Source organism: Citrobacter sp. MGH 55 (assembly GCF_016906145.1).
In the GTDB taxonomy this organism is placed as follows: domain Bacteria; phylum Pseudomonadota; class Gammaproteobacteria; order Enterobacterales; family Enterobacteriaceae; genus Citrobacter_A; species Citrobacter_A amalonaticus.
The window spans coordinates 974,470-998,967 of sequence record NZ_CP070239.1 but is presented as its reverse complement, the minus strand read 5'-3'; the positions used below and the strand labels follow the sequence as shown (position 1 = coordinate 998,967).

General features: G+C 55.9%; 16 protein-coding genes and 1 pseudogene. 13 read left to right on the top strand and 4 right to left on the bottom strand.

The features are described from left to right. Nucleotides 1-412 precede the first annotated feature (412 nt). From dppA to dppF, 5 genes are all read left to right on the top strand, one after another. Complete coding sequence (gene dppA, locus JTI98_RS03995; RefSeq protein ID WP_044253744.1) at nucleotides 413-2,020, top strand: dipeptide ABC transporter periplasmic-binding protein DppA; 1,608 nt, start codon at nucleotides 413-415, stop codon at nucleotides 2,018-2,020. A gap of 160 nt (nucleotides 2,021-2,180) precedes the next feature. Further along, nucleotides 2,181-3,200 carry a dipeptide ABC transporter permease DppB gene (gene dppB, locus JTI98_RS03990; RefSeq protein WP_042998556.1) on the top strand — a complete coding sequence of 340 codons (1,020 nt, stop codon included), beginning with the start codon at nucleotides 2,181-2,183 and terminating at the stop codon, nucleotides 3,198-3,200. Nucleotides 3,201-3,209: 9 nt separating this feature from the next. After that, the gene (gene dppC, locus JTI98_RS03985; RefSeq protein WP_042998555.1) at nucleotides 3,210-4,112 is read left to right on the top strand and encodes a dipeptide ABC transporter permease DppC; all 903 of its coding nucleotides are present in this window, start codon (nucleotides 3,210-3,212) and stop codon (nucleotides 4,110-4,112) included. A gap of 10 nt (nucleotides 4,113-4,122) precedes the next feature. After that, the gene (dppD, locus tag JTI98_RS03980) at nucleotides 4,123-5,106 is read left to right on the top strand and encodes a dipeptide ABC transporter ATP-binding protein (protein WP_042998554.1); all 984 of its coding nucleotides are present in this window, start codon (nucleotides 4,123-4,125) and stop codon (nucleotides 5,104-5,106) included. Then, complete coding sequence (gene dppF, locus JTI98_RS03975) at nucleotides 5,103-6,116, top strand: dipeptide ABC transporter ATP-binding subunit DppF (RefSeq protein ID WP_042998553.1); 1,014 nt, start codon at nucleotides 5,103-5,105, stop codon at nucleotides 6,114-6,116. Before dppD ends, dppF begins: the two co-directional genes overlap by 4 nt. 65 nt (nucleotides 6,117-6,181) lie before the next feature. Here the strand turns inward: dppF and JTI98_RS03970 are convergent, their stop codons facing one another. Then, the gene (locus JTI98_RS03970) at nucleotides 6,182-7,480 is read right to left on the bottom strand and encodes an amino acid permease (RefSeq protein ID WP_044253742.1); all 1,299 of its coding nucleotides are present in this window, start codon (nucleotides 7,478-7,480) and stop codon (nucleotides 6,182-6,184) included. A gap of 510 nt (nucleotides 7,481-7,990) precedes the next feature. Between JTI98_RS03970 and JTI98_RS03965 the strand changes: the two are divergent. Continuing rightward, nucleotides 7,991-8,059, top strand: a pseudogene (locus JTI98_RS03965) (type I toxin-antitoxin system toxin Ldr family protein); the annotation flags it as partial. Nucleotides 8,060-8,140: 81 nt separating this feature from the next. Here the strand turns inward: JTI98_RS03965 and bcsG are convergent. From bcsG to bcsE, 3 genes are read right to left on the bottom strand one after another with little or no spacing between them, the layout of a single operon-like run. Continuing rightward, nucleotides 8,141-9,820 (bottom strand): cellulose biosynthesis protein BcsG, encoded by a 1,680-nt coding sequence (gene bcsG / locus JTI98_RS03960; protein ID WP_044253740.1) that lies wholly within the window; start codon nucleotides 9,818-9,820, stop codon nucleotides 8,141-8,143. Continuing rightward, nucleotides 9,817-10,008, bottom strand: coding sequence for a cellulose biosynthesis protein BcsF (gene bcsF / locus JTI98_RS03955; RefSeq protein ID WP_042998550.1), 192 nt, complete (start codon nucleotides 10,006-10,008; stop codon nucleotides 9,817-9,819). The genes bcsG and bcsF overlap by 4 nt, the downstream gene beginning before the upstream one ends. After that, on the bottom strand, nucleotides 10,005-11,564 hold the full coding sequence (gene bcsE / locus JTI98_RS03950; protein WP_046401664.1) for a cellulose biosynthesis c-di-GMP-binding protein BcsE: 1,560 nt from the start codon (nucleotides 11,562-11,564) through the stop codon (nucleotides 10,005-10,007). Before bcsE ends, bcsF begins: the two co-directional genes overlap by 4 nt. Nucleotides 11,565-11,852: 288 nt before the next feature. On the opposite strand from bcsE, the gene bcsR reads away from it, so the two are divergent. The 7 genes from bcsR (at nucleotide 11,853) to hmsP (ending at nucleotide 24,464) form a co-directional block, all read left to right on the top strand. Continuing rightward, nucleotides 11,853-12,041 carry a cellulose biosynthesis protein BcsR gene (gene bcsR, locus JTI98_RS03945; protein ID WP_042323607.1) on the top strand — a complete coding sequence of 63 codons (189 nt, stop codon included), beginning with the start codon at nucleotides 11,853-11,855 and terminating at the stop codon, nucleotides 12,039-12,041. A gap of 11 nt (nucleotides 12,042-12,052) precedes the next feature. Further along, entirely contained in the window at nucleotides 12,053-12,805 is a 753-nt protein-coding gene (gene bcsQ, locus JTI98_RS03940) for a cellulose biosynthesis protein BcsQ (protein WP_216081941.1), read from the top strand. Next, on the top strand, nucleotides 12,802-15,423 hold the full coding sequence (gene bcsA, locus JTI98_RS03935; RefSeq protein WP_046401663.1) for a UDP-forming cellulose synthase catalytic subunit: 2,622 nt from the start codon (nucleotides 12,802-12,804) through the stop codon (nucleotides 15,421-15,423). Before bcsQ ends, bcsA begins: the two co-directional genes overlap by 4 nt. Nucleotides 15,424-15,433: 10 nt before the next feature. Next, nucleotides 15,434-17,791, top strand: coding sequence for a cellulose biosynthesis cyclic di-GMP-binding regulatory protein BcsB (gene bcsB, locus JTI98_RS03930; protein ID WP_216081940.1), 2,358 nt, complete (start codon nucleotides 15,434-15,436; stop codon nucleotides 17,789-17,791). A 6-nt stretch (nucleotides 17,792-17,797) separates the two neighbouring features. Beyond that, nucleotides 17,798-18,904, top strand: coding sequence for a cellulose synthase complex periplasmic endoglucanase BcsZ (gene bcsZ, locus JTI98_RS03925; protein ID WP_058587427.1), 1,107 nt, complete (start codon nucleotides 17,798-17,800; stop codon nucleotides 18,902-18,904). Next, complete coding sequence (bcsC, locus tag JTI98_RS03920) at nucleotides 18,886-22,383, top strand: cellulose synthase complex outer membrane protein BcsC (protein ID WP_216081939.1); 3,498 nt, start codon at nucleotides 18,886-18,888, stop codon at nucleotides 22,381-22,383. The genes bcsZ and bcsC overlap by 19 nt, the downstream gene beginning before the upstream one ends. A 92-nt stretch (nucleotides 22,384-22,475) precedes the next feature. Then, the gene (gene hmsP, locus JTI98_RS03915) at nucleotides 22,476-24,464 is read left to right on the top strand and encodes a biofilm formation regulator HmsP (protein ID WP_042998543.1); all 1,989 of its coding nucleotides are present in this window, start codon (nucleotides 22,476-22,478) and stop codon (nucleotides 24,462-24,464) included. Nucleotides 24,465-24,498: the final 34 nt, after the last annotated feature.

Sequence of the window (24,498 nt, the reverse complement as noted above, 5' to 3'; positions counted from 1 at the left end):
GTTCGTGGGATTTATCGCTCAGATATGCAGCATTTCGTCAGAAATTTTTCATATTCTGCACGATTGTTAATCACCAAATGTTGCGAAATATTAAGGTGTTTATTCTGGTGTTCTGGGCGTAGCATAAATTTCTCTGCTGAAAATACCCGCCTGAAGTTTTTTTAATCTTTGTTTGCTAATTCTCACCGTTGTTGTAAATCATGGATACCTGTATTGACGTTTTCACATTCTGTTGACAGATTGTAGGGCATGAGGGGCATTTCATGGAGAATCCGCGCTGCTACTCAGTCGTTTATGTGAACGGAATCCCCACCTCTTAACGCCGACCCAGCCGGTTAAAAAACAAAAAAGGCCAGGCGGTGCAAACCCACTGCAAAGGGTAAAACAACAACATCACATTTGGAGCAGAAGAATGAGTATTTCCTTGAAGAAGTCAGGGATGCTGAAGCTTGGTCTGAGCCTTGTGGCTATGACTGTCGCAGCAAGTGTACAAGCTAAAACTCTGGTTTATTGTTCAGAAGGTTCACCTGAAGGGTTCAACCCGCAGCTGTTTACCTCTGGCACAACCTATGACGCCAGCTCAGTACCTATCTATAACCGTCTGGTTGAATTCAAAACCGGCACCACGGAAGTGATTCCGGGCCTCGCTGAAAAGTGGGAAATCAGTGAAGACGGTAAAACCTACACCTTCCACCTGCGTCAGGGCGTGAAGTGGCAGGACAATAAAGAGTTCAAACCGACGCGTGATTTCAACGCCGATGACGTGGTGTTCTCTTTCGATCGTCAGAAAAACGCACAGAACCCGTACCACAAAGTCTCTGGCGGCAGCTATGAATACTTTGAAGGCATGGGCCTGCAAGACCTGATCAGTGAAGTGAAGAAAGTGGACGATAACACCGTTCAGTTCGTGCTGACGCGTCCTGAAGCGCCGTTCCTCGCTGACCTGGCGATGGACTTTGCCTCTATTCTTTCTAAAGAATATGCCGACAATATGATGAAAGCTGGCTCGCCGGAAAAAGTGGACCTGAACCCAATCGGTACCGGTCCGTTCCAGCTGCAGCAGTACCAGAAAGACTCCCGTATTCTCTACAAAGCGTTCGAAGGTTACTGGGGCACTAAGCCGCAGATCGATCGTCTGGTCTTCTCCATCACGCCTGACGCGTCCGTGCGTTACGCCAAACTGCAGAAGAACGAATGCCAGGTGATGCCATACCCGAACCCGGCTGACATCGCGCGCATGAAGCAGGATAAAAACATCAACCTGCTGGAGCAGGCGGGTCTGAACGTCGGCTATCTCTCTTTCAATACCGAGAAGAAACCGTTTGATGACGTCAAAGTACGTCAGGCGCTGACCTACGCGGTGAACAAAGACGCGATCATCAAAGCCGTTTATCAGGGTGCTGGCGTTGCGGCGAAGAACCTGATCCCGCCAACCATGTGGGGCTATAACGACGACGTTAAAGACTACACCTACGATCCTGAGAAAGCGAAAGCCCTGCTGAAAGAAGCCGGTCAGGATAAAGGCTTTACCGTTGAACTGTGGGCAATGCCAGTACAGCGTCCGTACAACCCGAACGCCCGCCGTATGGCTGAGATGGTTCAGGCCGACTGGGCGAAGATTGGCGTTCAGGCCAAGATTGTGACCTACGAGTGGGGCGAGTATCTGAAGCGCGCCAAAGCGGGTGAGCATCAGGCGGTAATGATGGGCTGGACCGGCGACAATGGGGATCCGGATAACTTCTTCGCGACCCTGTTCAGCTGCGCGGCGGCGAAAGACGGTTCCAACTACTCTCGCTGGTGCTACAAGCCGTTTGAAGATCTGATTCAACCGGCGCGTGCGACCGACGACCACAACAAGCGTATTGAACTCTACAAACAGGCTCAGGTCGTGATGCACGATCAGGCTCCGGCGCTGATCGTGGCTCACTCCACCGTGTACGAGCCAGTGCGTAAAGAAGTCAAAGGCTATGTGGTTGATCCGTTAGGTAAACACCACTTCGAAAACGTCTCTATCGAATAATAAAAGCAACGCCAGGTAAGCGCTACGCACCGTTAAGTCGGTACGTGTAGCGCCACCCGGCAGTAATGCTTTATCCCCTTCTCATTGAGGAGGGGATAAGATTTGTGAGCAATACAGACTCACGGTTCCAGGCCGTGCGTCATTAGAGAGAATCCGGGTTATGTTGCAGTTCATTCTCCGACGTTTGGGACTCGTCATCCCCACGTTTATCGGTATCACTCTTCTCACCTTTGCTTTTGTCCATATGATCCCCGGCGATCCGGTGATGATCATGGCAGGTGAGCGTGGTATCTCCCCTGAGCGTCATGCTCAACTGTTGGCTGAACTCGGTCTCGATAAGCCGATGTGGCAGCAGTACCTCCATTACATCTGGGGGGTTATGCATGGTGATTTAGGTATCTCGCTGAAAAGCCGTTTACCGGTGTGGGACGAGTTCGTGCCTCGCTTTAAAGCGACGCTGGAACTGGGTGTCTGCGCCATGATTTTCGCTACCGCCGTGGGGATTCCCGTGGGCGTGCTGGCCGCCGTTAAGCGCGGTTCCATTTTCGATCATACTGCTGTTGGCCTGGCGCTGACCGGCTATTCCATGCCTATCTTCTGGTGGGGCATGATGCTGATCATGCTGGTTTCCGTGCAGCTCAACCTGACCCCCGTCTCCGGGCGCGTGAGCGACATGGTGTTCCTTGATGACTCGAACCCGTTGACCGGTTTTATGCTGATCGACACCGCAATCTGGGGTGAAGAGGGCAACTTCATTGATGCTGTGGTGCATATGATCCTGCCCGCGATGGTGCTTGGCACCATCCCTCTGGCAGTGATTGTGCGAATGACTCGTTCATCGATGCTGGAAGTGCTGGGCGAAGATTACATCCGTACCGCGCGCGCCAAAGGGCTGACGCGTATGCGTGTCATCATCATTCACGCGTTGCGTAACGCCATGCTGCCGGTGGTGACCGTGATTGGTCTACAGGTGGGAACGCTTCTGGCGGGCGCCATTCTGACCGAAACCATTTTCTCGTGGCCTGGCCTTGGGCGCTGGCTGATTGATGCGCTGCAACGTCGCGATTATCCGGTTGTGCAGGGTGGGGTGTTACTGGTGGCGACGATGATTATTCTTGTCAACCTGCTGGTCGACCTGCTGTACGGCGTGGTGAACCCGCGTATTCGTCATAAGAAGTAAGGGGCCATCATGTCACAGGTTACTGAAAATAAAGTTATTGCTGCGCCGGTGCCGATGACGCCGATGCAGGAGTTCTGGCACTATTTTAAACGCAACAAGGGCGCTGTGGTGGGGCTGGTGTACGTCGCGATCATGATCCTGATTGCGGTATTCGCCAACTTCCTGGCGCCGTATAACCCGGCAGACCAGTTCCGCGATACCTTGCTGGCGCCGCCGGCCTGGCAGGAAGGCGGCACGCTGGCGCATCTGCTGGGAACTGACGACGTGGGCCGCGATATCCTGTCGCGCCTGATGTATGGCGCGCGTCTGTCGCTGCTGGTGGGCTGCCTGGTGGTGGTGCTGTCGCTGGTGATGGGTGTCGTGCTGGGCCTTGTGGCCGGGTATTTCGGCGGCATCGTTGATAACATCATTATGCGTATCGTCGATATCATGCTGGCGCTGCCGAGCCTGCTGCTCGCGCTGGTGCTGGTGGCGGTCTTCGGTCCCTCGATTGGTAACGCCGCGCTGGCACTGACGTTCGTGGCGCTGCCTCACTATGTGCGACTGACGCGCGCCGCTGTACTGGTGGAGGTCAACCGCGACTACGTGACCGCTTCCCGCGTGGCGGGGGCCGGCGCGATGCGCCAGATGTTCATCAACATCTTCCCGAACTGCCTTGCGCCGCTGATCGTTCAGGCGTCGCTCGGTTTCTCTAACGCCATTCTCGATATGGCCGCGCTTGGCTTCCTGGGCATGGGTGCGCAACCGCCAACACCGGAGTGGGGCACCATGCTCGCTGATGTGTTGCAGTTCGCACAAAGCGCCTGGTGGGTCGTGACCTTCCCGGGTCTGGCGATCCTGCTGACGGTGCTGGCATTTAACCTGATGGGTGACGGTCTGCGTGACGCGCTCGATCCCAAACTGAAGCAGTAAGAGGTTCGAGATGGCGTTATTAAATGTAGATAAATTATCGGTGCATTTCGGCGATGTTGGTTCCGAATTCCGCGCCGTAGACCGCATCAGCTACAGTGTGAATCAGGGCGAAGTGGTTGGTATTGTCGGTGAGTCAGGCTCAGGAAAATCGGTCAGTTCGCTGGCGATTATGGGGCTGATTGATTATCCAGGCCGCGTGATGGCGGAAAATCTGCTGTTCAACGGCCAGGACCTGAAGCGTATTTCTGAGAAAGAGCGCCGTAATCTGGTTGGCGCCGAAGTGGCGATGATTTTCCAGGACCCGATGACCAGCCTGAATCCGTGCTACACCGTCGGTTTCCAGATTATGGAAGCGATCAAGGTGCATCAGGGTGGTAACAAGCAAACCCGTCGTCAGCGGGCGATTGACCTGCTGAACCAGGTGGGGATCCCCGATCCGGCCTCGCGTCTGGACGTGTATCCGCATCAGCTTTCCGGTGGGATGAGCCAGCGCGTGATGATCGCGATGGCAATTGCCTGTCGACCGAAGCTGTTGATTGCCGATGAACCGACGACGGCGCTGGACGTGACCATCCAGGCGCAAATCATCGAGCTGCTGCTGGAACTGCAGCAGAAAGAGAACATGGCGTTGGTGCTCATCACTCATGACCTGGCGCTGGTGGCGGAAGCCGCGCACAAAATCATTGTCATGTACGCCGGTCAGGTGGTGGAAACGGGGGCGGCGCACGATATTTTCCGCGCACCGCGTCATCCTTACACCCAGGCGTTGCTGCGCGCGTTGCCGGAGTTTGCTCAGGATAAAGCGCGACTGGCCTCACTGCCTGGCGTGGTGCCGGGGAAATATGACCGCCCGTTGGGCTGTCTGCTGAACCCGCGTTGCCCCTATGCAACGGACAAATGCCGCAGTGAAGAACCTGAACTGGCCCTGCTGGATGGCGGTCGTCAGTCGAAATGTCATTACCCACTCGATGATGCCGGGAGGCCCACACTATGAGTACGCATGAGGCCACCTCGCAACAACCGCTGTTGCAGGCGATCGACCTGAAAAAACACTACCCGGTGAAGAAGGGAATTTTCTCTCCTGAACGTCTGGTGAAAGCGCTCGATGGGGTCTCTTTTACCCTTGAACGCGGCAAAACGCTGGCGGTAGTGGGCGAATCCGGCTGCGGGAAATCCACGCTTGGCCGTCTGCTGACGATGATTGAAACGCCGACCGGCGGTGAACTGTATTACCAGGGACAGGATCTGCTTAAGCACGATCCACATGCGCAGAAACTGCGTCGGCAGAAAATCCAGATTGTGTTCCAGAACCCGTATGGTTCACTGAATCCGCGTAAGAAAGTGGGTCAGATTCTGGAAGAGCCACTGCTGATCAACACTTCGCTGAGCAAAGAGCAGCGCCGTGAAAAAGCGCTGGCGATGATGGCGAAAGTGGGGCTGAAAACCGAGCATTACGATCGCTATCCGCACATGTTCTCCGGCGGTCAGCGCCAGCGTATCGCCATTGCCCGTGGGCTGATGCTCGATCCGGATGTGGTGATTGCCGATGAACCGGTCTCTGCGCTCGATGTTTCTGTCCGTGCGCAGGTGCTGAACCTGATGATGGATTTGCAGCAGGAACTGGGGCTGTCCTACGTCTTTATCTCCCACGACCTGTCGGTCGTCGAACACATTGCGGATGAAGTGATGGTGATGTACTTAGGCCGTTGTGTGGAGAAGGGGACGAAGGATCAGATCTTCAATAATCCGCGTCACCCGTATACCCAGGCACTGCTCTCCGCCACGCCGCGTCTGAATCCAGACGAACGCCGCGAGCGCATCAAACTGACCGGCGAGCTGCCCAGCCCGCTGAATCCGCCGCCGGGTTGCGCCTTCAACGCCCGCTGCCGTCGTCGCTTCGGCCCCTGCACCCAGTTGCAGCCGCAGTTGAAAGACTACGACGGTCAACTGGTCGCCTGTTTTGCGGTTGACCAGGATGAGAACCCGCAGAAGACAGCGATCTGACAAAAGTGCCTGATGGCGGCTTCGCTTTACCTGGCCTACGGTGATTTGTAGGCCAGGTAAGGCATTTACTCGATCAGCTTCAGTAGCGGCGACAAACAGAGCAAAACGCCGTACAGCAAAATCAGCCAGCTTTTCAGGCCGCGCAGTTTTTCCAACTGGCTGACTTTATAAATCAGGAAGAACGGAATCAGGCAGGAGACGATCCCGTACAGCGGGCTGCCGAGCTGGAAGAACACCAGCACGGAGACACGGAAGGAAACCCAAATCACCAGCGTGGTGACGATAAACGCGCAAATACCCAGCGTAATGATGCGCGGAGGAATATTTCCGACGTTAACGATGCGCCCCAGCACATTCAAAATGATGCCTTTCATCGCCTCGTGGAACCCCAGATAGATCCCAAAGAACGCCGTCAGCACCGCAAAGATATTCAGCACCGTCGAGGTAATGTGGATAATCGGGCCTGGAATAACCTGTGCGGCTAACGCCAGCGCCGAAATGTTTTGCTCAAAGGCGGAGACCGCCTCCTCGTGGGTGATGGAGAAGGTAAACGAGAAGGAGAAAAACAGGATCACCGCAATGAGCGTGATATAGCTGATACGGTGCGTGCGAATCGCCATACGGGTTGCCAGGAGTCTGTCCGCTTCACGTTTGCGATAGGCAATATTCATCGGATTAAGAACCTGAATGAAGACTGCCGAAAAGAAGCAGAACGGAATGGTGAGCAACACGTCGCGAAAGAACACCGAAGCTTGCGGGAAAGCGGTGATATTGCTCAGGTTCCAGTGTGGGATCATCGCCAGTCCAAACACCACGATGATACCGACTTTCACTACCACCATTGGGCCGGAGATTTTAAAAAGCAACTTCTCGCCGCCGGAGGCGATCGCCACCAGCGCCGCAAAAATTGCCACCTTGTAGATCAATGACTGCGAAAGGTCGGCGTCAGTCAGACCGAAGGTGCGAATGTACGACGCGCTGTCGAACACCACGGAAAGCGAGTAAATAAATATGCCGTGGATAATCATCAGGAAGTAGATCACCCCGAGGAAGACGCCCCAGTTTTTCCCCAGGTAATGGCTGATGACATCGGTATAGTCGTTACAGGTTTCGCTCTCGGAGAGCGTTTTCAGGTAGATATCCTGCACGATCCAGGTGGCCGGATAGGCAATCAGAGAGGCGGTAATAAAGACCCAAATGCCTTTTAACCCAATCTGCACCGGCATTAATACCGTTCCTGCGCCAATCGCCATGCCGATGCACAGCAACACCCAGCCAAAATCGTAGCGGGTAAACGGTAAACTCTGCGACGCCGGTTTGCCGGATACGCGGTGATCGGAAAGTGGTGATGTGTCGTGCTGCATGGAGTCCCCTGCCAAAAAGAGCCGTCACGGCTTGATGACCGCGAGGGGACGCAATTCTACAGAAGAGTGTAGGTCTCTGCCAGTTGGCTGATTGCGAGGCGTCGCGCAAAGCGAAAGCATGTTGGATGTCGGGCCTGGCGGGTTATCGTAGAATCGGCGGTAAGCCGGGGTTTCCCGGTGAGGCGCAGCGTTGCGGGGGCTTGATCCCTGGCGGCGTGAGTTGCTGGAAAGAGAAAACCCCCGCACGTTGTCTGGTATAAACCTGGCAACTAAACGGGGGCTTACCTTGCACCTCAACGACTCAACGATAGCCGCGAACGGTTGCCATTGCAACACAGGCGGCGATATGGCGTTGACTCAGCCAGGCATGGCTTTCTGGCATGATTTATACCCGTCATACTTCAAGTTGCAGGTGCGTTAGCTGCGCTCGCTCACCCCAGTCACTTACCAGAGTAAGCTCCTGGGGATTCACTCCCTTGCCGCCTTCCTGCAACTCGAATTATTTAGGGTATAGCGGCTCCAGCCATTGCCGGTATCATTGCGGGTATGGTTGTGAACTGGCTACGTAGCAGGAAGTAATGCGCTGATGGGCGTCTGCCTGCCGCAGTGGCAACATGCGCCCGAACCAGGCCGCAAGGGCGATCCTTGCGGCCTTTTTCGTTATTGCGGATATGGCACCCAGTCGCCGCCGTTCAGACGGACGTACGGTTTGTCCTGATACTGGATAACCACCGCGTTGGCGTTTTCCGAGACCACAGCCGTTTGTGGCAGGTTGCTGGTGAGTTTTGCCCAGTCCACGCTGTCTTCGGAGAAGATCTTACCGTCAAGCACGCGTACCACCAGATCAGAAATGGCCAGATAGCTACTTGGCTGATTAATGACGATCGGCGCACCCTGATGCGGCGCTTTCATGCCGAAGAATTTCACGCCAGCCGGGACGTTGGTGATCGAGGGGCTCGGAATATCACGCAGGCCAGAGACCTGCATTCTGTCGCCTTTCAGCGCGCCGCCGTGTTCCGGTACGACAACCACCATTACCTTACGACCCGATTTCTCCAGCTCGGTGAAGAACGCATCCAGTTCATCAAAGAATTTCTGCGCGCGCGCTTTGTAGTCCGCCGTTTTACTGACGCCAGGATAGTGGTTACCGTCGTGGAGCGGCAGGGTGTTGTAGAAAGTGGCGCTACGGGAGTCCTTATCTTTTTCCGTGGTTTCCATCCAGCGCTGTAGCACGGCGGTGTCGTCATACACCGGGGAACCATCAAAGCCCAGCAGCGGCGCAGGTAAGCCTTTCTGATCCATCAGTTCAGCCTGCATGCCGCCATTTTCACGAACCTCTTTCAGGAAGCCGCCGAATTCGCCGTTATGGCCCATCATCAGATGCTGCGTAAAGCCCAGTTTTGACAGGTTATCAAACAGATAGCATTCATTACCTGCCGGTTGATACAGGTTCGTGTGCGAGGGCTGTCCGCAACTGGCGCGTAGCAGACGAATCGCCGCCGGGCCGCTGTACGACGTGGCGGAATTGAAGTGTTTAAACTGGATATCGAAGTGCGACCAAAGCGGGTGCGACATCAGCCCTGCGGCTTCAATATCGGACCAGGAGAGTGAGCAGATATTGATGACTAACAGTTCAAACGGCTGCGCATCGGCAGGGAGTGCTGATGGGAAAGGCGTTTTGCGTTTCGCTTCCGCATTGTAGAACGTATTCAACCATGCGTTGAGATTCGCCGAGGTCGGCGGTGCGGTTTGTGCCGGGATATCACCAACGACCGGTGCTCCTCCAGCGGTCGCGACCGTTTCTGCTGCCGTACCGCCCGTGGTGGTCACCGTGGTCGTCGGTTGACCCGCCGGCCACAAAGAGAAACTCGGACCCGCCAGCGTCAGGACGTTAAGCCAGACCAGAATCGCCACCACGAAAGCGGTAACCCGAATCCATTGTGATAAAAACAGCCACGCGACCAACAGGACAAACATGGCGCCAATCATCTGCCAGTTGATAAAGCGCGTGGCAAGATCGAGTAAATAGTCCGTGCTAAAGCCTGCCACCTGCGAGCCCTGGCTCATAATACTTTCCGGACCTGGCAGCCAGGTGTCGTGCCAGAACAGAGCAAAACCGATCGGAATGGCAACCCAGTGACGCATGCGATGCAGGCTGTAACGCGGAATCGGCATCAGCAGGAAGGCCATAAAGACCAGATTCAGCAGCGGGTGAAAATTCAGATAGCCCGCCCAGAGCAGGCCGAACTTGACCAGAAAATAGAAGTTCCAGCCAGAAAGACCGCGCCAGTATTGCCAGAGTGGTGAAGGCAGTGATGCGTTTTGTGTTTGTTGAGTCATTTTTTCGTTGCCCTGGAAATCACCGCGCGGCGCAATGTTCCGGCCGGTTTAACATAACGAGGTTTTGCAAATAACAGCCGGGTCGTATTGCTGATCCGGCGTAGTGAATGGCGCGCCAGATACCCCAGCGGGAAGAAAATCAGTGCACAAACAACGATGATTTGCAGGATATCGCTGATAGTCATCATGATGAGTGCTCCGTTTCATCGTCCAGTAAGCGTAGCGGTTGCGGAATACGCCGCCACGTCTTGCCGTCATGCTCGGCATTGATGACGGGTTTCACGTTCTGGGTCAGCGGCAGCGGTTGTCCCCACTGTTCTGGCGCCAGTAAGCGCATCTGCACCAGCTCAGCGCTGATGAGATTATCTTCAAACCAGACCATGCGGTTAGAGAAGAGATCGCCGGTCGGGAGTGGGAAGATATGATTGAGCGCGGTATCGAGATCGTTCACGCGGCAAAACGACAAGAACAGCACCAGGCGGTTGCCGCCAATAGTGACGATATCGCCGGTACGGTGCGGGCGACACATCGTTAAGGCTTGTTCAACGCGGATACCCGGAACGGGCCGCAGCGCCACCATCACCCCTTTCCCGTCGGCAGGCAGCAGGGTGTTGCTCATCATGTTATTTACCGCTTCACAGAACACGTCCCATTTCTGGAAACCGCGCAGTTTCATCGGCTGGGTCATCGACAGCAGCGTCGTGATATCTTCCGGCACGTAGCGACTAAATTGCTGACCCTGAACGCTTTCAATCAGCGTCAGACAACGCGAGAGTGGCGCGTTCCACGGAATCACCATATTGGCACCGCAGCCTAATAGCAGGCGTTCGTCGGTGGCGCGCAGGCTGGCGATGTTTTCCCGCACAAGGATTTTCAGCGCGCTTCCGCGTTGGCGACGCAGAGTATGGATGCTCCGTGCCAGGGGCTCAATCTGGCTGTTTTGCTGAAGCGAAAAGATCAACGTTGCCGCCTGTGCGGTACGCGCCTCATTGAATAAAGCTTCATTATTATCGAATAATTTCCAGTGCTCGGAGAGTGGCGGCGCCCCTTCCAGCACGGCGACATTACTCAGGATCTGCTTTTCATCGCTACGGGGCTGGATTTCTGCCTCTTCTTTCTGCGCCAGTTCCCACTGCCCTTCATGATGGCGGACAGTGAGTTGCTGACGAGCGCTAACCCCTTTTTCATTACACCAGAAGGCGATATCAAACAAATGCTGATCGCCCTGATAGCGCATACTGGCGAGGCCATAAAGCGAGCGATATTCCCCCATTAAAAGAGAGAATTGTTTATCGTTATTATTGCCGGGGTTAAGCACCACTACAGAACAGTGATGGAGACGCGTCCATTTATTCATTTTATCCAGCCACAGACGCAAACGTTCAGCTGGTATATTTTGCCAGCCGTTATTTGCGCAAATAAGAATGAATAAGTAATGCGTCGGGTCCACGGAACACAGCAAATCGCGGGTCATAAATTGTAGACCCTTTTCCGAATTTGGCATGGAAAATAACTGAATTTTTTCCGGACCGTGAGATTCATCTAATTTGAATATCTTCCCGGGATCGCTGCCCATGGAAATGCCCGCGACTTTTGCCGTCACGGTCTGAAAGGCAATCGTTTGATTCGCCAGGCTGATAGCGTCTTCAACGCGATCGGTGTTAACCCACCAGACTCCGCCGGCTGGCATATGGCGTAGTTCATCCCATAATGATGAGATGCCAATTGAAAATACAGGGTCCACAGCGTTCCTCGGGTCGCTATTTTATCTGTTTATCAGTTTACTAGCGAAAGCTCAGAAATAAACCTAACATTGAAATTAAAACGTATCAGATTTAGCATGTGAATCGATTTGGCGAGCAAGAAGCCTTGTAACATCGGCCTTTCCGATTCCATGACGCGTATTTTCACGAAACAACAAGACAGAAAATGAGCAACATCTGGCCTTGCCAAATTTCGGTGAGAACGAAGCGGAATGCGAAAAGAAAAAATGTTTGAAGCATGGCGAGTCTATTCAAAGGGATAAAACAAAATGTCTGACAACGAACCCGGCACGCAAACTGATTCAACATTGGGCTATACCTTTCAAAACGACTTCCTGGCATTAAGCCAGGCTTTTTCATTGCCAGAATTTGATTACACTGATATTTCCCAGCGTGAACAGCTCGCCGCCGCGATTAAACGCTGGCCGCTGTTGGCTGAATTTGCGCAACAACAATAAGGAAGCCGTGGATGGCCATTCTGGGACTTCAGGGCATACGAGGCGGAGTGGGCACGACGTCGATCGCGGCTGCACTGGCCTGGTCATTGCAATTATTAGGGGAAAACGTCCTGGTTGTGGATACCAGCCCCGATAATTTGTTGCGCCTGTCATTCAACGTCGATTTTTCTCATCGCGACGGCTGGGCCAGAGCGATACTTGATGGTCGTGACTGGCAGGAAGGCGGGATGCGTTATACCTCGCAGCTTGATTTGCTGCCGTTTGGTCAACTGACGGCGCAGGAGCGGGAATATCCTGACCGCTGGCTGGAACGACTGGGCGGCATCGCGGCGGGCATCCGTGCGCTGAAAGAGAGTGGGCGTTACTCATGGATTTTACTGGATCTGCCGCCGGGTTCCGCGCCGTTAACCCGACAACTGGTCATTGAGTGCGACCACACGCTGGCGATTGTCAAAGCCGACACCAACTGCCATGTCCGTTTGCATCAGCAATCGCTGCCGGCGGGCGCGCATATTTTAATTAACGACTTACGTGTTGGCAGCCAGTTGCAGGACGATCTCTACCAGGTCTGGCTACAGAGTCAGCGTCGTCTGCTGCCGATGGTGATTCACCGCGATGAAGCGATGGCTGAGTGCATGGCGGCCAAACAGCCGTTGGGGGAATACCGCAGTGACTCACTGGCCGCAGAAGAAGTGCTGACGCTGGCAAACTGGTGTTTATTACATTACGCAGGTCAAAAAACTCCTGTCGGGAGCGCATCATGAGTGTCCTGTCCCGGTGGTTGCTTATTCCGCCGGTCAGCGCCCGCTTAAGCGAGCGCTATCAGGGTTATCGTCGTCATGGCGCGTCGCCTTTCAGCGCGGCGCTGGGTTGCCTGTGGGTGATTCTCGCATGGGTCTTCATCCCGCTGGAGCACCCGCGCTGGCAGCGTATCCGTGCCGAGCGTAAAGCGCTCTATCCTCATATCAATGCCGCGCGCCCGCGCCCGTTAGATCCTGCCCGTTATGCCATTCAGACCCTCTGGCTGATGGCGACCTCGCCGCGTCAGGAGACGACGCAGCCTCGCTGGCAAACCTTCTCCCGTCTGCAAGGCGTCAGAGGGCGTTATCACCAGTGGATGGATGCGCTACCGGGACGCGTGACGCAAAACACCACGCACCTGGATAAACAAAAAGAGCTTGGTCACCTGAGCTCTGGCGCGCGTCGCTTTATCATCGGGATTATTGTCACTTTTTCGTTGATTCTGGCGCTGATATGCGTGACCCAGCCGTTTAACCCGCTGGCGCAATTCATCTTCCTGATACTGCTGTGGGGCGTTGCGCTGATCGTGCGCCGCATGCCGGGGCGCTTCTCCGCGCTGATGCTGATTGTGCTGTCGCTGACGGTATCGTGCCGCTATATCTGGTGGCGCTATACCTCCACGCTGAACTGGGACGATCCGGTGAGTCTGGTCTGCGGGTTGATCCTGCTGTTTGCCGAAACCTATGCGTGGATTGTGCTGGTGCTGGGTTACTTCCAGGTCGTCTGGCCGCTGAACCGCCAGCCGGTGCCGCTGCCAAAAGATATGTCTCAATGGCCGTCGGTCGATATCTTTGTGCCGACTTACAACGAAGATCTGCACGTAGTGAAGAACACCATTTATGCGTCGCTGGGTATCGACTGGCCGAAAGATAAGCTCAATATCTGGATCCTCGACGATGGCGGGCGTGAAGAGTTCCGCCAGTTCGCCCAGACCGTGGGGGTGAAATATATCGCCCGCACTACCCATGAGCACGCCAAAGCCGGGAACATTAACAATGCGCTGAAATACGCCAAAGGCGAGTTCGTTTCGATCTTTGACTGCGACCACGTGCCGACGCGTTCGTTCCTGCAAATGACGATGGGATGGTTCCTGAAAGACAAGAAGCTGGCGATGATGCAGACGCCGCACCACTTCTTCTCCCCGGACCCGTTTGAACGTAACCTCGGGCGTTTTCGCAAGACGCCAAACGAAGGCACGCTGTTTTACGGTCTGGTACAGGACGGTAATGACATGTGGGATGCCACCTTCTTCTGCGGTTCTTGTGCGGTGATTCGCCGTAAACCGCTCGATGAGATTGGTGGTATTGCCGTTGAGACGGTGACTGAGGATGCGCATACGTCGCTGCGTCTGCACCGTCGCGGTTATACCTCCGCGTACATGCGCATTCCGCAGGCGGCAGGGCTGGCGACCGAAAGCTTATCTGCTCACATCGGTCAGCGCATTCGCTGGGCGCGCGGAATGGTACAGATTTTCCGACTCGATAACCCCTTGACCGGCAAAGGGCTGAAGTTCGCTCAGCGATTATGTTACGTCAACGCGATGTTCCACTTCCTGTCAGGTGTTCCACGGCTGATCTTCCTGACCGCTCCGCTGGCGTTCCTACTACTGCATGCCTATATCATCTATGCGCCCGCGCTGATGATTGCGCTGTTCGTCCTGCCGCACATGGTTCACGCCAGCCTGACCAACTCGAAGATTCAGGGCAAGTACCGCCACTCCTTCTGGAGTGAGATCTACGAAACGGTGCTGGCCTGGTACATTGCGCCGCCGACGCTGGTGGCGCTGATCAACCCGCACAAAGGGAAGTTTAACGTCACTGCAAAGGGCGGGCTGGTAGAAGAAGAGTATGTCGACTGGGTGATTTCCCGTCCGTACATCTACCTGGTACTGCTTAACCTGTTCGGTGTGGCGGTCGGCGTCTGGCGTTACTTCTACGGGCCGGAAAACGAAATGCTGACTGTTATCGTCAGCCTGGTGTGGGTGTTCTACAACCTGATTATCCTCGGCGGCGCGGTGGCGGTATCGGTTGAAAGTAAACAGGTTCGCCGCTCACACCGTGTTGAAATTTCTATGCCAGCGGCGATTGCCCGTGAGGACGGACATCTGTTCTCGTGCACCGTCCATGATTTCTCCGACGGCGGTCTGGGGATCAAGATCAACGGTCAGGCCCAGGTGCTGGAAGGGCAGAAGGTGAATTTACTGCTCAAACGCGGCCAGCAGGAATATGTCTTCCCGACACAGGTAGCGCGCGTTTGGGGTGAACAGGTGGGGCTGCAACTGATGCCGCTGACCACCAAACAGCATATCGATTTTGTGCAGTGTACGTTTGCCCGTGCTGATACATGGGCGCTCTGGCAGGACAGCTATCCGGAAGATAAGCCGCTGGAAAGCCTGTTGGATATTCTGAAGCTGGGTTTCCGTGGCTATCGCCATCTTGCGGAATTCTCCCCATCTTCCGTGAAAATAGTTTTCCGGTCTCTGACTTCTCTGGTTTCCTGGGTTGTGTCGTTCATTCCACGCCGTCCGGAGCAGGACGAGGTGGCGGTGCAACAGCCGGATCAGGTTATGGCTCAACAATGATGATAATGCGATGAAAAGAAAACTTTCCTGGATTTGTGCAGTGGCAATGGGGATGAGCGCAATCCCTTCATTCATGACGAATGCGACGCCGGCAACGCAACCATTGATAAACACTGAGCCAACCGTGGCCCCGGCGGCGGCTGCCCCTGCACAGGCAGATGAAAATCAGCCGGTGGGTCAGGTGATGCCGGGCGTTGAGGGAGCTGATGCGCCGATTGTGGCGCAGAATGGCCCATCTCGTGACGTGAAACTGACGTTTGCGCAGATCGCGCCGCCGCCGGGCAGCATGGTGCTGCGTGGCGTGAACCCTAATGGCAGTATTGAATTTGGCATGCGTAGCGATGAAGTGGTCTCCAGAGCCGTGCTGAATCTGGAGTACACCCCGTCGCCATCCCTGCTGCCGATACAGTCGCAGCTCAAGGTCTATCTGAACGATGAGCTGATGGGCGTGCTGCCGGTCACCCAGGAACAGTTGGGCAAAAAGACGCTGGCGCAAATGCCGATCAACCCATTGTTTATCACCGACTTTAACCGTGTGCGGCTGGAGTTTGTCGGCCACTATCAGCAAGTTTGTGAAAACCCGGCCAGCAGTACGCTGTGGCTGGACGTCGGTCGCAGCAGCATGCTGGACCTCACCTACCAGACGCTGGAAGTGCAAAACGATCTCTCGCACTTCCCGGTACCGTTCTTCGATCCACGCGACAACCGCGCGGTGACGCTGCCCATGGTCTTTGCCGGCTCGCCGGATCGTACCCTGCAACAGGCGGCGTCGATCGTATCGTCCTGGTTTGGTTCCCGGGCGGGCTGGCGAGGCCAGCACTTCCCGGTGCTGTACAACACGCTGCCAGATCGTAATGCGATCGTCTTTGCCACTAACGACAAGCGACCTGATTTCCTGCGTGAACATCCGCCGGTGAAAGCGCCAGTGATCGAAATGATCAGCCATCCGGATAACCCTTACGTGAAACTGCTGGTGGTGTTCGGTCGTGACGACAACGATCTGCTGCAGGCCGCAAAAGGGATTGCCCAGGGCAACATTCTCTTCCGCGGAAGCCGTGTGGAAGTCAACGAGGTGAAACCGCTGCTGGCGCGTAAACCGTACGATGCGCCAAACTGGGTGCGCACCGATCGCCCGGTCACCTTCGGTGAACTGAAAACCTATGATGAGCAGTTGCAGTCCACCGGGATGGAACCTGCCGCGATCAACGTCTCGCTGAACCTGCCGCCGGATCTCTATCTGCTGCGCAGTACCGGTATTGATATGAATCTCAATTACCGTTACACCACGCCGCCGACCAAAGACAGTTCGCGCATGGATATCAGTCTGAACAACCAGTTCCTGCAAGCCTTTAGTCTGACCAGCAATGAGAAGAGCAATCGTCTGTTGCTGCGTCTGCCGGTGCTGCAAGGACTGCTGGACGGGAAAACGGACGTTGCCATTCCGGCGCTGAAGCTGGGCGCGATGAACCAGTTGCGGTTTAACTTCGAGTACATGAACCCGATGCCGGGCGGCTCGGTTGAAAACTGTATTACCTTCCAGCCGGTGCCGAATCATGTGGTGATTGGCGACGACTCCACCATCGACTTCTCGAAGTACTACCACTTCATAGCGATGCCGGATCTGCGCGCGTTTGCGAACGCGGGCTTCCCGTTCAGCCGCATGGCGGATCTGTCGGAAACCCTCACCGTGATGCCGAAAACGCCGAACGAAGCGCAGATGGAAACACTGCTCGACGCGACAGGCACTATTGGCGCGCAAACCGGCTTCCCGGCGATTAACCTGACTATCACCGATGACAGCAGCCAGATTCAGGGCAAAGATGCGGACATCCTGATTATCGGCTCGATCCCGGACAAACTGAAAGACGACAAGCGTATCGACCTGCTGGTTCAGGCGGCAGAAAGCTGGGTGAAAACCCCAATGCGCCAGACGACGTTCCCGAGCATCATGCCGGATGAAGCCGATCGCAAAGCGGATGCGCAGGCGACGGTAACGTCGAGTGGACCGATGGCAGCGGTCGTCGGCTTCCAGTCGCCGTTTCACGATCAGCGTAGCGTGGTGGCGCTGCTGGCGGATAGTCCGCGCGGCTATGAGTTGCTGAACCAGGCCATCAATGACAGCGGCAAACGGGCGGCGATGTTTGGTTCCGTCTCGGTGATCCGTGAATCTGGCGTGAGCAGTTTACGCGTCGGCGAGATCTACTATGTGGGTCACCTGCCGTGGTTTGAACGTCTGTGGTACGCGCTGGCTAACCATCCGGTGCTGTTAGCGGTGCTGGCGGCGATCAGCGTGGTATTACTGGCCTGGGTACTGTGGCGTCTGCTGCGCATCATCAGTCGCCGCCGTCTCGATCCGGATCATGAGTGATAAATAATGAACGCGTTGCGAAGTGGGATAGTCATGGTGTTAATGCTGGCCGCGCTGAGTGTACAGGCGGCCTGTACCTGGCCTGAGTGGGATCACTTTAAAAAGGATTACATCAGTCAGGAAGGGCGGGTGATTGATCCCAGCGACGCACGCAAAATCACCACTTCGGAAGGGCAAAGCTATGCGATGTTCTTTGCCCTCGCCGCTAACGATCGCCAGGCTTTTGATACGCTGCTGGCATGGACAGAGAATAATCTGGCACAAGGTTCACTAAAAGATCATCTGCCCGCCTGGCTGTGGGGGCAGAAAGATCCCTCCACCTGGGCGGTGCTGGATAGCAACTCTGCTTCTGACGGTGATATCTGGATCGCGTGGTCGCTGCTGGAGGCGGGACGCTTGTGGAAAGAACCGCGCTATACCGAGATCGGCAAAGCCTTGTTGAAACGCATTGCCAGCGAAGAAGTGGTGACGGTGCCGGGGCTGGGCTCCATGCTGTTACCCGGCAAGATTGGTTTTGCCGACGCCAACACCTGGCGCTTTAATCCGAGCTATCTGCCACCGCAGCTGGCGCAGTATTTCACCCGTTTCGGCGCGCCATGGTCCACTCTGCGTGAAACCAACCAGCGACTGCTGTTAGAAACGGCGCCGAAAGGTTTCTCACCGGACTGGGTTCGTTACGAGAAAAACAAAGGCTGGCAACTGAAGGCAGAGAAAACGCTGGTCAGCAGTTACGACGCAATTCGCGTCTATCTGTGGGTGGGCATGATGCATGACGGCGACCCGCAGAAAGCACGGCTGCTGGCAAAATTCAAACCGATGGCAACCCTGACAACTAAAAACGGTCTCCCGCCGGAGAAAGTGGACGTCGCCAGCGGCAAAGCGCAGGGCAATGGCCCGGTAGGCTTTTCTGCGGCCTTACTGCCTTTCCTGCAAAACCGCGATGCACAAGCGGTGCAGCGACAGCGCGTAACAGACCATTTCCCCGGCAGCGATGCCTACTACAGCTACGTGCTAACCCTCTTCGGACAAGGGTGGGATCAGCATCGTTATCGCTTCACCGCCAAAGGTGAGTTACTACCTGACTGGGGCCAGGAATGCGCAAGTTCAAATTAAGTTTACTCGGGGTTTCACTCGGCATTGCCCTGATGCCCTTTGCCGACGCCGCGCCGTCGGCGCAACAGCAGTTGCTGGAGCAGGTGCGGCTGGGAGAAGCAACGCACCGTGAAGATCTGGTGCGCCAGTCGCTCTATCGCCTCGAACTGATGGACCCGAATAATCCTGACGTTATTGCCGCTCGCTTTCGTTACCTGCTGCGTCAGGGCGATAACGACGGCGCGCAGAAACAGCTTGATCGACTTTCTCAATTAGCGCCGGGTTCTAATGCCTATAAATCGTCCCAAACCACTATGCTGTTAGCGACGCCGGATGGGCGTCAGTCGTTACAGCAGGCGCGTCTACAGGCGACAACCGGGCATGCCGCAGAGGCGGTTGCCGCCTATGATAAGTTATTCAAGGGCAACCCGCCGGAAGGCGACCTGGAAGTGGAGTACTGGAGCGCGGTGGCAAAAATTCCGGCCCGCCGCAATCAGGCGATTAATCAGCTCAAGGTGATTAACGCCCGCAGTCCGGGCAATAACACATTGCAAAATACGCTGGCACAGCTGTTGTTTGATAACGATCGCCCGGCCGAAGGCTTTGTGGTTCTGGAGCAGATGGCCAAATCCAACACCGGGCGGAATGCCGCGTCCACGATCTGGTACACCCAGATCAAAGATCTGCCGGTCAGCGATGCCAGCGTGAAGGCGCTGCAAAAATACCTCACGGTATTCAGTGAGGGGGACAGCGTGGCTGCGGCACGCAGTAAGCTTAGCGAACAGCAAAAACAGCTTTCCGATCCGACATTCCGCGCGCGTGCGCAGGGGCTGGCGGCAGTGGACGCAGGTCAGGGCGGACGGGCGGTTTCAGAATTACAGCAGGCGGTGAGAGCCAACCAAAACGACAGCGAAGCCGTGGGTGCGCTGGGGCAGGCCTACTCTCAGCGAGGCGATCGCGCCAGCGCCGTTGCGCAGTTTAAGAAAGCGCTGGCGATGGATCCGCAGAGCGGGAGTCGCAGCAAGTGGGAAAGCCTGCTGAAAGTGAACAGTTACTGGCTGGCGATTCAGCAGGGTGATGCCGCGCTCAAAGCCAACAATATTGACCAGGCTGAACGTCTCTATCAACAGGCCAGAAACATCGACAATACCGACAGCTATGCGGTACTGGGGCTGGGCGATGCAGCAATGGCGCGGAAAGATTATCCGGCTGCCGAGCGCTATTACCAGCAGACGCTGCGCATGGACAGCGGCAATACCAATGCCGTACGCGGTCTGGCAAACCTCTATCGCGCGCAGTCGCCGGAGAAAGCCTCCGCGTTTATTGCCACGCTCTCTGCCAGCCAGCGTCGCAGCATTGATGATATTGAACGCGGACTGGAAAACGATCGTCTGGCGCAGCAGGCCGAAACGCTGGAGAACCAGGGCAACTGGGCACAGGCCGCGGAACTGCAACGCCGCCGACTGGCGCTGGATCCGGGCAGCGTCTGGATAACGTATCGTCTGTCACGCGATCTGTGGCAGGCCGGGCAGCGCAGTCAGGCTGATGCGCAGATGAGCGCGCTGGCGCGTCAGAAACCCAACGACCCGGAACAGGTGTATGCATATGGGCTGTACCTGTCCGGCAATGATCAGGATCGGGCGGCGCTGGCGCATATCAACAGCCTGCCGCGCAGTCAGTGGAACAGTAACATTCAGGAACTGGCCGATCGCCTGCAAAGCAACCAGGTGCTGGAAACGGCGAATCGTCTGCGCGACAGCGGCCGGGAGGCTGAGGCTGAAGCGCTGTTACGCCAACAGCCTGCCTCCACCCGTCTCGATTTAACGCTGGCCGACTGGGCGCAGCAGCGCGGGGAATACAATGCGGCGCGAGGTTCATACGACGCCGTGCTGGCGCGCGAACCGGATAACGTCGATGCGATGCTGGGGCTGACGGAAGTGTACATCGCCCAGGGCGACAAGCCTGCCGCGCGAGCGCAACTGGCAAAACTGCCCGCAACGCAGACGCCGTCAATCAACATGCAGCGGCGAATCGCGCTGGCACAAATGCAGCTTGGCGATACCGCTGCGGCACAACAGACCTTCAATACGTTGATTCCGCAGGCCAAAGCGCAGCCGCCATCAATGGAAAGCGCAATGGTGCTGCGTGACGCCGCGCATTTCCAGGCGCAGAGCGGCGAGCCGCAACAGGCGCTGGATACGTACAAAGATGCGATGGTGGCGTCCGGTATTACGCCAACGCGTCCGCAGGATAATGACACCTTTACCCGTCTGACCCGTAACGATGAAAAAGATGACTGGCTGAAGCGTGGCGTGCGCAGCGATGCGGCGGATTTGTATCGTCAGCAGGATCTGAACGTCACGCTGGAGCATGACTACTGGGGATCGAGCGGTACCGGCGGCTATTCTGATCTAAAAGCGCATACCACTATGCTGCATGTGGATGCGCCGTATTCGGACGGTCGCATGTTCTTCCGTACCGATCTGGTCAACATGAATGCAGGTAGCTTCTCGACTGATGACAATGGTCGCTACAAGAATAACTGGGGCACCTGTACGCTGGAAGACTGTAGCGGCAGTCGCAGCCAGTCGGACACGGGGGCGAGCGTCGCTGTTGGCTGGAAGAATGACACCTGGAGTTGGGATATCGGCACCACGCCGATGGGCTTCAACGTTGTCGATGTGGTCGGCGGCGTCAGTTACAGCAATGACATTGGGCCGTTGGGTTATACCCTGAACGCGCACCGCCGTCCGATTTCCAGTTCGCTGCTGGCCTTTGGCGGACAGAAAGATGCGCAGAGCCACAACGGCGACAGCAACGACGTCAACACCGGTAAAAAATGGGGTGGCATTCGTGCTGATGGCGGCGGGATTAGCCTCAGCTACGACAAAGGTGAAGCCAACGGCGTCTGGGCTTCACTCGGCGCCGATCGGTTAACCGGGAAAAATGTCGAGGATAACTGGCGCGTCCGGTGGATGACGGGTTACTACTACAAAATCATCAACGAGAATAATCGCCGTGTCACCGTGGGCCTGAACAATATGATTTGGCACTACGACAAAGACCTGAGCGGTTATTCGCTGGGCCACGGTGGCTACTACAGTCCGCAGGAATACCTGTCCTTCGCGGTGCCGGTAATGTGGCGTCAGCGGACGGAAAACTGGTCCTGGGAGCTGGGCGGTTCCGTATCCTGGTCGCATTCGCGCACCAAAACCATGCCGCGTTATCCGTTGTTGAATCTGATTCCGTCGGATTACCACCAGGAAGCCATCGAGCAAACTAACGGCGGCGGAAGCAGCCAGGGCTTTGGTTATACCGCGCGGGCGCTGATTGAGCGTCGGGTGACCTCGAACTGGTTTGTCGGGACCGCGGTGGATATTCAACAGGCAAAAGACTACGCGCCTAGCCATTTACTGCTGTATGTTCGTTATTCCGCCGCAGGCTGGCAGGGCGATATGGATTTACCGCCGCAGCCGCTGGTGCCTTACGCGGACTGGTAATCAGAAAAATCCTTTTCAGACACAGCCTCTCTCAATGCCGCCGCGATCGGGTATACTCGGGCGGCAATCTGGGATATCCGGGGGAGACAATATTGCGCGTCAGTCGCTCGTTAACAATTAAGCAGATGGCAATGGTGGCTGCCGTTGTCATGGTGTTTGTGTTTCTGTTTTGTACCGTTTTGCTGTTTCATCTGGTGCAGCAGAACCGCTACAACACGGCGACGCAACTGGAAAGTATTGCCCGTTCGGTACGTGAACCGCTGTCTGCCTCAATTTTAAAAGCCGATATTCCCGGAGCCGAAGCGATTCTTGCCAGTATCAAACCGGCGGGGGTGGTGCAACGGGCCGATGTGGTGCTACCGAATCAGTTTCAGGCGCTGCGCATGAGCTTTATCCCTGAACGGCCCGTTCCAGTCATGATAACCCGACTCTTCGAACTGCCGGTGCAGATCTCGCTGCCTGTCTATTCACTTGAACGTCCTGCAAATCCGCAACCGCTGGCATATCTGGTGCTCCAGGCCGACTCATTCCGCATGTATAAGTTTGTGATGAGCACGCTGTCTACGTTAGTGACCATTTACTTACTTTTATCCCTGATGCTAACAGTCGCCATTAGCTGGTGCGTGAATCGCCTGATTTTGCACCCGCTGCGCAAAATTGCCCGCGAGCTGAATAACATTCCGCAACAGGATTTGATTGGACATCAGCTGGCGTTGCCGCGTCTGCATCATGACGATGAGATTGGTCTGCTGGTGCGCAGCTACAACCTCAATCAACAACTGGTCCAGCGCCACAGCGAAGAGCAGACGGATAACGCGATGCGTTTTCCGGTCTCTGACCTGCCGAACAAAGCGTTCCTGATGGGGCTGCTCGAGCAGGTCGTGTCGCGTCAGCACACCACGGCGCTGATGATTGTCACCTGCGAAACGCTGCGCGATACGGCGGGCGTGCTGAAAGAGGCGCAGCGGGAAATTCTGCTGCTGACGCTGGTGGAGAAACTGAAATCGGTGCTGTCACCGAGAATGGTGCTCGCGCAGATCAGCGGTTACGATTTTGCCATTATCGCCCACGGCGTCAAAGAGCCGTGGCACGCGATCACATTAGGTCAGCAAGTACTCACTATCATCAATGAGCGATTGCCGGTGCAGGGGATCCAACTCCGCCCAAGCTGCTGCATTGGCGTGGCGATGTATTACGGCGATCTCAGCGCCGAACAGCTCTATGGGCGCGCGGTATCCGCAGCGTTTACCGCCCGGCGCAAGGGCAAAAATCAGATTCAGTTCTTCGATCCTGAGCAGATGGAAATCGCCCAGAAACGGCTGACCGAAGAGAGCGATATTCTCACCGCGCTGGACAATCACCGCTTTGCCCTCTGGTTGCAGCCTCAGGTGGAGATGAGCAGCGGCAACGTGGTCAGCGCCGAAGCGTTGCTGCGTATGCAGCAGCCTGACGGGAGCTGGGAATTGCCGGAAGGGTTGATTGAGCGGATTGAGTCCTGCGGCCTGATGGTCACCGTGGGCCACTGGGTGTTGGAAGAATCTTGTCGTCAGCTCGCAGCCTGGCAGGAACGGGGGATCACGCTGCCGCTGTCGGTCAATCTGTCAGCACTCCAGTTGATGCACCCGAATATGGTGTCAGACATGCTGGAACTGTTAAATCGTTATCGTATCCAGCCGGGTACGCTCATTCTGGAAGTGACGGAGAGTCGGCGGATCGACGACCCGCATGCCGCCGTGGCGATACTGCGTCCGTTGCGTAACGCCGGCGTGCGTATCGCGCTGGACGATTTTGGCATGGGCTACGCGGGGCTGCGCCAGCTCCAGCACATGAAATCCCTGCCCATCGACGTGCTGAAAATCGACAAAATGTTTGTCGATGGCCTGCCGGAAGATAACAGCATGGTCTCGGCGATTATCCTGCTGGCGCGCAGTCTGAATTTGCAGATGGTGGCGGAAGGCGTCGAGACCGAAGCGCAGCGTGAATGGCTGGCGCAGGCGGGGGTTGAAATCGCTCAGGGCTTCCTTTATGCCCGTGCGGTACCCGCTGAAACCTTCGAAGAACGTTATCTGAAGCACAATTGATGTGATTACAATACTTTAAAAAGGTCCGGCTTGT

What these genes read in the sequence shown, in the direction of transcription:
- dppB (WP_042998556.1), top strand. Translation starts at nt 2,181, where the DNA reads ATGTTGCAGTTCATTCTCCGACGTTTGGGACTCGTCATCCCCACGTTT.
- bcsR (WP_042323607.1), top strand. Translation starts at nt 11,853, where the DNA reads ATGTCTGACAACGAACCCGGCACGCAAACTGATTCAACATTGGGCTAT.
- bcsC (WP_216081939.1), top strand. Translation starts at nt 18,886, where the DNA reads ATGCGCAAGTTCAAATTAAGTTTACTCGGGGTTTCACTCGGCATTGCC.
- bcsZ (WP_058587427.1), top strand. Translation starts at nt 17,798, where the DNA reads ATGAACGCGTTGCGAAGTGGGATAGTCATGGTGTTAATGCTGGCCGCG.
- dppF (WP_042998553.1), top strand. Translation starts at nt 5,103, where the DNA reads ATGAGTACGCATGAGGCCACCTCGCAACAACCGCTGTTGCAGGCGATC.
- bcsQ (WP_216081941.1), top strand. Translation starts at nt 12,053, where the DNA reads ATGGCCATTCTGGGACTTCAGGGCATACGAGGCGGAGTGGGCACGACG.
- bcsG (WP_044253740.1), bottom strand. Translation starts at nt 9,820, where the DNA reads ATGACTCAACAAACACAAAACGCATCACTGCCTTCACCACTCTGGCAA.
- bcsF (WP_042998550.1), bottom strand. Translation starts at nt 10,008, where the DNA reads ATGATGACTATCAGCGATATCCTGCAAATCATCGTTGTTTGTGCACTG.
- JTI98_RS03970 (WP_044253742.1), bottom strand. Translation starts at nt 7,480, where the DNA reads ATGCAGCACGACACATCACCACTTTCCGATCACCGCGTATCCGGCAAA.
- bcsB (WP_216081940.1), top strand. Translation starts at nt 15,434, where the DNA reads ATGAAAAGAAAACTTTCCTGGATTTGTGCAGTGGCAATGGGGATGAGC.
- dppA (WP_044253744.1), top strand. Translation starts at nt 413, where the DNA reads ATGAGTATTTCCTTGAAGAAGTCAGGGATGCTGAAGCTTGGTCTGAGC.
- bcsA (WP_046401663.1), top strand. Translation starts at nt 12,802, where the DNA reads ATGAGTGTCCTGTCCCGGTGGTTGCTTATTCCGCCGGTCAGCGCCCGC.
- dppD (WP_042998554.1), top strand. Translation starts at nt 4,123, where the DNA reads ATGGCGTTATTAAATGTAGATAAATTATCGGTGCATTTCGGCGATGTT.
- dppC (WP_042998555.1), top strand. Translation starts at nt 3,210, where the DNA reads ATGTCACAGGTTACTGAAAATAAAGTTATTGCTGCGCCGGTGCCGATG.